The following is an 8,514-nucleotide window of genomic DNA, read 5'->3' as shown; positions in this document are numbered from 1 at the left end:
CACCGCGGCCGGACCGTTGCAGTTCACCGGCACGGCCGTCCCGACCGTGACCGGCACTGCACAGGTCGGTCAGACGGTCACTGCGAACCCGGGCTCCGACTGGTCCCCGGCTGCGAGCTCGTACACCGACGTGAGCCACGGCCACAGCTGCGCGCCAGCCGCACGGCGTCACGCACGTAGAGCAGGCCCGACCACACCGTGAGGACGAGCGCCGCGGCCATCGCCACCCAGTTCACCCACAGGATCCACGAACCGACCAGCGAGTCGAGCGGCACCAGGAACAGCGAGATCGCCACCGACTGCACGACCGTCTTGAGCTTGCCGCCGGATGACGCGGGCACCACGTTGCCGCGGCGCAGCTCCACGAGCCGCCAGACCGTGATCCCCACCTCGCGCACCACGATGATGGCGGTGACCCACCACGGCAGCTCGCCGAGGATCGACAGGCACACGAGGGCGCCGCTCGTGAGGAGCTTGTCGGCGATCGGATCGAGGATCTTGCCGAGGTCGGTGACCAGGCCGCGCGAACGCGCGATGTGGCCGTCGATGCCGTCGGTCGCGATGGCGATGATGAACAGGGCCGCCGCCCCCCACCGCAGCCAGCCGTCGGCGCCGCCGTCGGCGAGCAGCATCCAGAAGAAGATCGGAGCCAGCACGATGCGCACGATCGTGATCGCATTGGGAAGGTTCCAGTTCGCCGATCGCTCGGGGCTTCCGGCGGAGGAGGTCATACCCACAGCCTAGCCGCGCGGTGCGCCGCCGAGCGGGCGACTCAGTCGCGGCCGGTGAGGCCCCAGGCGTCCTCGTCGGCGTCGGACTCGACCTCGGGCAGGCCCTGGGTGGCACGCCCGACCGGGTCGTCGTAGCGGGGGTCGGGATCGTCGTAGCCGCCGGTCTCGGCCGGTGGACCGGGTCGCGATGCAGGGGCAGGAGCGCCCGCGGCTCCGGCCGGCTCCTCTCCCCTGAGCCGTGCGAGCACACCGGGCAGCTGCTCGACCGTCACCAGCACGTCGCGGGCCTTCGATCCCTCGGACGGGCCGACGATCTCACGGGACTCCAGCAGGTCCATGAGGCGCCCGGCCTTCGCGAAGCCCACACGGAGCTTGCGCTGGAGCATCGAGGTCGACCCGAACTGCGTCGACACGACCAGCTCGGCGGCCGCCAGCAGCAGCTCGAGGTCGTCGCCGATGTCGGAGTCGATCTCCTTGCGTTCGACGGCGGCCGCGACATCCTGCCGGTACTCGGGACGGGCCTGGCGCGTGACGTGCGTGACGACCTTCTCGATCTCGGCCTCGCTGACCCACGCGCCCTGCACCCGGATCGCCTTCGACGCCCCCATCGGCAGGAAGAGCGCGTCACCCTGGCCGATGAGCTTGTCGGCGCCGGGCTGGTCGAGGATGACCCGTGAGTCGGTGACGCTCGTGACGGCGAAGGCGAGCCGCGACGGCACGTTCGCCTTGATGAGGCCCGTGACCACGTCGACCGACGGCCGCTGGGTCGCGAGCACGAGGTGGATGCCCGACGCACGCGCGAGCTGCGTGATGCGCACGATCGAGTCCTCGACGTCGCGGGGTGCCACCATCATGAGGTCGGCCAGCTCGTCGACCACCACGAGCAGGTAGGGGTAGGGCTTCAGCTTGCGCTCGCTGCCGGCGGGCAGCACGATCTCGTCGTTGACGACCGCCTTGTTGAAGTCGTCGATGTGGCGGAAGCCGAACGACGCGAGGTCGTCGTACCGCATGTCCATCTCCTTCACGACCCACTGCAGCGCCTCGGCGGCCTTCTTCGGGTTCGTGATGATGGGCGTGATGAGGTGCGGCACGCCGCCGTACGGGGCGAGTTCGACGCGCTTCGGGTCGATGAGGACCATGCGCACGTCGGTGGGCTTCGCCCGCATGAGCAGCGACGTGATCATCGAGTTCACGAAGCTCGACTTGCCCGAGCCGGTCGAACCGGCCACCAGGAGGTGCGGCATCTTCGCGAGGTTGGCGACGACGTAGCCGCCGCCGACATCCTTGCCGACGCCGATCGTCATCGGATGCTTCGCGTTCACCGCCGCACCCGAACGCAGCACGTCGCCGAGCGTCACGATCTCGCGGTCGGCGTTGGGGATCTCGATGCCGATCGCGCTCTTTCCGGGAATCGGCGAGAGGATGCGCACCTCGTTCGACGCGACCGCGTACGAGAGGTTCTTCGACAGGGCGGTGACGCGCTCGACCTTGACGCCGGGCCCGAGCTCGATCTCGTACTGCGTGACCGTCGGGCCCCGAGAGAACCCGGTGACCTTGGCGTCGACCCCGAACTGCTCGAGCACTCCGGTGATCTGGCGCACGACCTCGTCGTTCACGTGCGACCGCGTCTTCGCCGGGGCACCGGCCGCCAGCGTCGATGACGCCGGCAGGTGGTAGGGGCGGTCGGGCACGGCGGCCTCCGCGCCCGGTGCAGCGGATGCCGCAGTGCCGCCGATCTCGGAGGCCGGATCCCCCTCGCCCTCGACGTCGAAGACCGCGAGCACCGCCGGGGATCCGGCGTCGTCGCCCCGGAGCCCCGTGCCGCCGTGCGGGATGTCGCCCGTGAAGCGCTGGAGCGCCGCCTCGGCCCGGTCGAGGTCGCCCAGCACCTCGGTGTTGTACGAACCCGCTCCACCGACGCCCTCGAGGGGCGTCTCGAAGCTGCCGGCCGCCGACCCCGGACCGAACACCTCGGTGAGGCCGTCGACGCCGTTCGCCTCGAACGCGGGATCCTCCTCGCGGTTGGAGTCGTTGCGTCGCCACCAGGGCACGAGTCCGGTGGGCTCGGACCCGTCGTCGAGTGCGTCGATGCCGTCGAGCTCGGTCTGCGCGGTCTTGCGCGCGGCACGCCGTGACGGCTTCGGCTCGGCCTCGGGGCGCTCGTCGGGCTCGGGCGCCCCGAACAGCCACGCGTACAGCTCGCGGAACCGCGCCGGGATGCGGTTCGGCGGCGTCTTCGTCATGATCAGGAGCGACAGCGCGAGGAGCAGCACGAGCACCACGGCCGCGCCGATCTCGGTGATGAGCAGGATCAGCGGCTGCGCCAGCATCCAGCCCAGGATGCCGCCCGCGCGCGCGAGCACGGCCATGCCCTCACTCGGCTCGGGCTGGCCTCCGAAGAGATGGCAGAGCCCGGAGACGGTGAGGAGCAGCAGGCCGAGGCCGATCCCGATGCGGGTGTTGTCGTGCACCGAGCTGGGGTGCCGGAACAGCCAGACGGCGAACAGCAGCATCACCACGGGCAGCGCGAAGGCGACCCTGCCGAACAGTCCGCCGAACGTCCACGAGTCGAACGCCTGGGCGACGGGCTCGTTGATGAAGAACCACTCGACGAGGGCACCGGCGACCGCGAGCACGACGATGAAGAACGGCAGCCCGTCGCGGCGCTCCTCCTTGGCGAGGGTCTCGGGACCGAGCGCGCGCGCCGCGCCGCCGGTGACGTGCGCGAGCCCCATCCAGGCGCGGACGAGCAGCGGCGGGCGGGCGGGCGTGGCGGGCTTGGCCTTCGTCGCCGCGGATCCGCGCGCGGTCGACGCCGGAAGCTTCTTCGTGGGCGCCGTCTTGGAGCCCGAGCCGCGTGCGGACGCGCCCGAGGCACGCCCGTTCGACCTGGTGCTCGTAGCCATGCGACCACGTTACGGCCGACCGGCGACGCAGGGCGACAGGACGCGGCGAGTGTCCGCGATCAGCGACCCCGCCGCGGCGGTTCGGCCGGCCTCAGCCGAGGACGCGCACCATCGTGTCCCGTCCGCCCCGGGAGCCCACCACGGCGAACCCCTCGGAGCGGTAGAGGGCGTGCGCGAAGTTGCCGTGCTCCACGCTCAGCGTGATGCGGGCGTATCCGGCCGCGCGCGCGGCATCCGTCAGCGACCGCATGAGGGCTCGCCCGACGCCCTGTGCACGCCAGATGGGCTGGACGCCGATGATGAGCTCGGGCACGCCCGCGGCGACGAAGCCGTGCGCCGGCGTGTCGGCCGCGAACAGCCGGTACCACGCCGCGCCGATCGGCTCGGCATCGCTGTCGAGGGCCACGAAGCCGGTGTCCGCCGGACGCTGCCAGCCCGCGATGTAGCCGCGGGAGACCGGATCGGCGAACACGGTCGGCTTGGGACGGGTCGCCCCGGCCCGCCAGTTCGCCGCCTCGACCACCATGTCGGCGAGGAACGCGCCGTCGCTCGGGATGGCCGGGCGGATCGTGTACTCCGCCATGCGCGGATGCTACGCCGAGCGTGTTACCGCGGTGTTTCGGCCGACCCGCCCATGGTGGTGGGCGCGTGCCGCTACGCCTCGATGACGAGCGGCACCAGCATCGGACGGCGACGCAGCCGGCGGTTCACCCACGTGCCGACCGTGCGGCGCACGATCTGCTGGAGCGCGTGCTGGTCGCGGACCCCGTTCTGCGCGGCCTCGAGCAGCGCGGCAGAGATCTTCGGCTTGACCTCCTCGAACACGGCGTCGTCCTCCGCGAAGCCGCGCGCGTGGATCTCGGGGCCGACGATGATGCGGCCCGTGGAGGCATCCACGACGATGATGACCGAGATGAAGCCCTCCTCGCCGAGGATGCGTCGGTCCTTCAGGTCGGCGTCGGTGATCTCGCCCACCGTCGCGCCGTCGACGTAGACGAAGCCGAGGTCGAGCTGCCCGGCGACCTTGACGACCCCGTCGCGCAGGTCGTAGACGGTGCCGTTCTCGCCGATGAACGTGTTGCGCTCGGGGATGCCCGTGTCCTGCGCCAGCTTCGCGTTCGCGAAGAGGTGACGGTACTCGCCGTGGATCGGCAGCACGTTCTTGGGCTTCAGGATGTTGTAGCAGTACAGGAGCTCCCCCGCCGCCGCGTGGCCCGAGACGTGCACCTTGGCGTTGCCCTTGTGCACCACGTTCGCGCCGAGCTTCGTGAGTCCGTCGATGACGCGGTAGACGGCGTTCTCGTTGCCGGGGATCAGGCTCGACGCGAGGATGACGGTGTCGCCCTCGCCGATCTCGATCTGGTGCTCGCGGTTCGCCATGCGGGAGAGCACCGCCATGGGCTCGCCCTGCGATCCCGTCGACATGTAGACGATCTCGTCGTCGGGGATGTCGCCGGCCTTCTTGAAGTCGACGAGCACGCCCTCGGGCACCTTGAGGTAGCCGAGGTCGGCGGCGATCGTCATGTTGCGCACCATGCTGCGGCCGATGAGCGCGACCTTGCGGCCGTTGAAGTGCGCGGCGTCGAGCACCTGCTGCACCCGGTGCACGTGGCTCGAGAAGCTCGCCACGATGACGCGGCGCGGCGAGCGCGCGATCACCTCGTCGAGCACGGGGCCGATCGAGCGCTCGAGGGGCGTGAAGCCCGGGACATCCGCGTTGGTGGAATCGACCATGAACAGGTCGACGCCCTCTTCGCCCAGGCGGGCGAACTCGCGCAGGTCCGTGAGCCGGCCGTCGAGCGGCAGTTGGTCCATCTTGAAGTCGCCGGTGGCGAGGACCGTGCCCGCGGTCGTCTTGATGGCGACCGCGAGCGCATCGGGGATCGAGTGGTTGACGGCGACGAACTCGAGGTCGAACGGTCCGATCCGCTCGTGCTGCCCCTCGCGGACCGTGAGGCTGTAGGGCTGGATCCGATGCTCCTTGAGCTTCGCCTCGACGAGGGCGAGGGTCAGCGTGGAGCCGATCAGGGGGATGTCGGCGCGCAGGCGCAGCAGGTAGGGCACCGAGCCGATGTGGTCCTCGTGCCCGTGCGTCAGCACCACGCCGACGATGTCGTCGAGTCGCTCCCGCAGGAAGCCGAAGTCGGGCAGGATCAGGTCGACGCCGGGCTGGTGCTCCTCGGGGAAGAGCACCCCGCAGTCGACGATGAGGATCTTCCCGTCGATCTCGTAGCTCGTCATGTTGCGGCCGACCTCGCCGAGGCCGCCGATGGGGATGACGCGGAGCGTCCCTGCCTCGAGCGGAGCGGGATCGATGACGACGTCGGGCATGTGCCCTCCTTACGTTGCGGTGTTCAGTTCACACGGCCGTTCCGGCGGATGCCTCGGCCGACGTTTCAGCGGGTGGTGCCCGCGACCTTGGGCAGCGCGCCGCCGGCGGCGGCATTGCGGTCGGGACGGAAGCGGTGGAAGTCGACGCCGGGGATGCCCTGCACGAGGTCGATCTCGTCCTCGATGAGCGCGGCCTCCCACTCCTCGGGGCCGACGAGCGGGAGTCGCACGCGGGGACTGCCGATGCGGCCCAGGCCGTGCAGGATGTACTTCGCCGCGACGGTGCCCGGCACGTGGGTCATGACGGCGCGCACGAGCGGCTCGAGCCGCTGGTGCTCGGCGGTCGCCGTCGTGAGGTCGCCGCGGTTCACGGCGTCGACGATCGTGCGGTACGGCGCGGGGGCGATGTTGGCGGTCACGCCGATGAGCCCGGTTGCGCCGATGGCGAGGTGCGGCAGCACGTTGGCGTCGTCGCCCGAGAAGTACATGAGGTCGGTCTGGTTGAGCACCCGGCTCACCTCAGAGAAGTCGCCCTTGGCATCCTTGATCGCCAGGATGTTCGGGTGCTTCGCGAGCCGGAGGATCGTCTCGTACCTGATGGGCACCCCGGTGCGGCCCGGGATGTCGTAGAGGATGACCGGCAGGTCGGTGGCGTCGGCCACGAGCCGGAAGTGCGTGAGGATGCCGGCCTGGGTCGGCTTGTTGTAGTACGGCGTGACGATCATGATCCCGTCGGCGCCGGCCTGCTCGGAGTGCCGGTAGAGCTCGATCGCGTGCGCGGTCTCGTTCGAGCCGCCGCCCGTGATGATCTTCGCGCGGCCCGCGGCGACGTCCTTGCCGACCTCGACGAGGCGGATCTTCTCCGGGTCGGTCAGCGTCGACGTCTCACCGGTCGTGCCCGTGACGACGATGCCGTCGGCGCCGGCCGAGATCACGTCGTCGATGTGCTTCTCGACCCCGGCCCAATCGACCTCGCCGTCCGCCGTCATCGGCGTGACGAGCGCGACGAGCACCTGTCCGAAGGGGTTGTCTGCAGTCACGCCCCCAAGGCTATCTGGTCGAGCGGATGCCGCGCCGCCGGGCCTGCCGCACGCCGCCGCCGCGCCGCCCACGGTCACACGTCGCGGATATACGATCCGACACTCCGGCTCGAGAGCCGAATCCGCGGCGCGCCGGATCGTATATCCGCCGATTGAAGCACTGCGAGTCGCCCGGTGGATCGACCGGCGTCAAGAAGTGCGAGGAGGCCCCGTGGCGTTCAGGCCGAGCGCAGCTGTTCGGCCCAAGGGTCGAGGTGAGCACCTCGGCGAATCGTCACGAGGATCGCCTGCTCGACCAGCGGCCAGTCGTCGATCACGAGCTCGTAGTCGAACCGGAGTGTGTGGAAGCCGTGTCCGGCCGCGACCGCATCGCGAAGTCGGTCACGGTGTCGGCCATCAGGGCCGTCGTGACCCGCCCGACCATCGACCTCCAGGATGAGCCGATCTCCGAGCACGAAGTCGACCCGTCCGACCCCGGGGATCTCAACTTGTGTTCGGAGCCGCAGTCCCAGTCGATGCAGGCGGATCCGCAGGAGCGACTCCAGCCCGCTCTCGGCGTCGTTCCGCGCGAAGTCCACCATCCATCGAGCCGACTCGGTGATGCGGGCGCGCAACTCCCCACGGGAGGGCCCATCCAGCAGCCCGAGGTGCAGCGCCGACTCGAGCGTCACGAAGAACGCGTCCTCCCCGAGGCATCCGCGGATCTGGAGCAGCGCGTCGACGAGCGTCACTTCGATCGATGAGACCGGCAACGCGTTCCAGTGCTGCACGCACCCGCAATCGGAATGGACCAGTGCGTGTCCGTTCGCCGGAAGTGACACATGCACGAGTTCATCGAGCGGCAGGACCCAGAGTCCGAGCCGACGAGCCACCGAGACGCAGGCGAGCACGCCGCCATGCCGAAGGGCCACCTTTGTCGGCCATGGAAGGTCGGGGCTGGCATACAGGCCCGAGCGGATTCGGATCACTTCACCGCTGACGGTCGCCCGCCGGACTGAACGCGCGTCGACACCGCGGGCCCGCAGCTCGGACGTCCTGACAGCGCCACCCAGCTCATGACAGAGGCGGCCGATCTCACCGACGGCCCAACGCGCACGCATTCGACGATGTTGCGACGCCGGCCAAGGCCGCGCGTCGTCCGACCTCCCATCTGTGCATCGACCGTCATCCTCGGCGCCGGTGGAGGACGAGAGGCGTGCAGCCTGCGCGGATATACGATCCGCCACGCCGCGCGATCGGTAGATCCAACGGGGTGGCGGATCGTATATCCGCCATGTCTGACACACGCGCCGGGTCGGCGGACTCTTCGCAGGCTGGACGAGGAGAGCCAAGCCGAGGGGGCCGGTCAGGCGCGGGCGTAGCGGAGGAAGCGGTACTCGAGGCCGCCCTTCGAGGGAAGCCAGGCGCCGCCGGAGGGCTCGGCATCGACCTGCCGCCACACTGCCGGGTCGACGAGGGGTGCCGGGGTGTCTCCCGCGCGCGGCTCGACCGCGGCGGCGCCGCCCG

At 70.3% G+C, this 8,514-nt stretch carries 6 protein-coding genes and 1 pseudogene; all 7 read right to left on the bottom strand.

Annotated elements, in window-relative coordinates; translation table 11 throughout:
- Window positions 1–77: 77 nt before the first annotated feature.
- The gene (gene pgsA / locus GH736_RS12650) at window positions 78–731 is read right to left on the bottom strand and encodes a CDP-diacylglycerol--glycerol-3-phosphate 3-phosphatidyltransferase (RefSeq protein ID WP_159603791.1); all 654 of its coding nucleotides are present in this window, start codon (window positions 729–731) and stop codon (window positions 78–80) included.
- 41 nt (window positions 732–772) lie between these two features.
- Complete coding sequence (locus GH736_RS12645; RefSeq protein WP_159603789.1) at window positions 773–3,637, bottom strand: DNA translocase FtsK; 2,865 nt, start codon at window positions 3,635–3,637, stop codon at window positions 773–775.
- 91 nt (window positions 3,638–3,728) lie between these two features.
- Window positions 3,729–4,220 carry a GNAT family N-acetyltransferase gene (locus tag GH736_RS12640; protein ID WP_159603776.1) on the bottom strand — a complete coding sequence of 164 codons (492 nt, stop codon included), beginning with the start codon at window positions 4,218–4,220 and terminating at the stop codon, window positions 3,729–3,731.
- A gap of 71 nt (window positions 4,221–4,291) precedes the next feature.
- Window positions 4,292–5,968, bottom strand: a complete 1,677-nt coding sequence (locus tag GH736_RS12635; RefSeq protein WP_159603774.1) for a ribonuclease J — start codon at window positions 5,966–5,968, stop codon at window positions 4,292–4,294.
- 65 nt (window positions 5,969–6,033) lie between these two features.
- A complete protein-coding gene (gene dapA, locus GH736_RS12630) occupies window positions 6,034–7,008 on the bottom strand; it encodes a 4-hydroxy-tetrahydrodipicolinate synthase (RefSeq protein ID WP_159603772.1) in 975 nt (324 codons plus the stop codon).
- A gap of 218 nt (window positions 7,009–7,226) precedes the next feature.
- On the bottom strand, window positions 7,227–7,778 hold the full coding sequence (locus GH736_RS25050; RefSeq protein ID WP_235934142.1) for an endonuclease domain-containing protein: 552 nt from the start codon (window positions 7,776–7,778) through the stop codon (window positions 7,227–7,229).
- Window positions 7,779–7,952: 174 nt separating this feature from the next.
- A pseudogene (locus tag GH736_RS25735) lies at window positions 7,953–8,108 on the bottom strand (type IV toxin-antitoxin system AbiEi family antitoxin domain-containing protein); the annotation flags it as partial.
- Window positions 8,109–8,514: the final 406 nt, after the last annotated feature.

It is taken from the genome of Agromyces humi, from assembly GCF_009720255.1.
Taxonomy (GTDB): Bacteria; Actinomycetota; Actinomycetes; order Actinomycetales; family Microbacteriaceae; genus Agromyces; species Agromyces humi.
The sequence above is the reverse complement of the archived record's forward strand: the minus strand, read 5'-3'. Positions and strand labels throughout refer to the sequence as shown.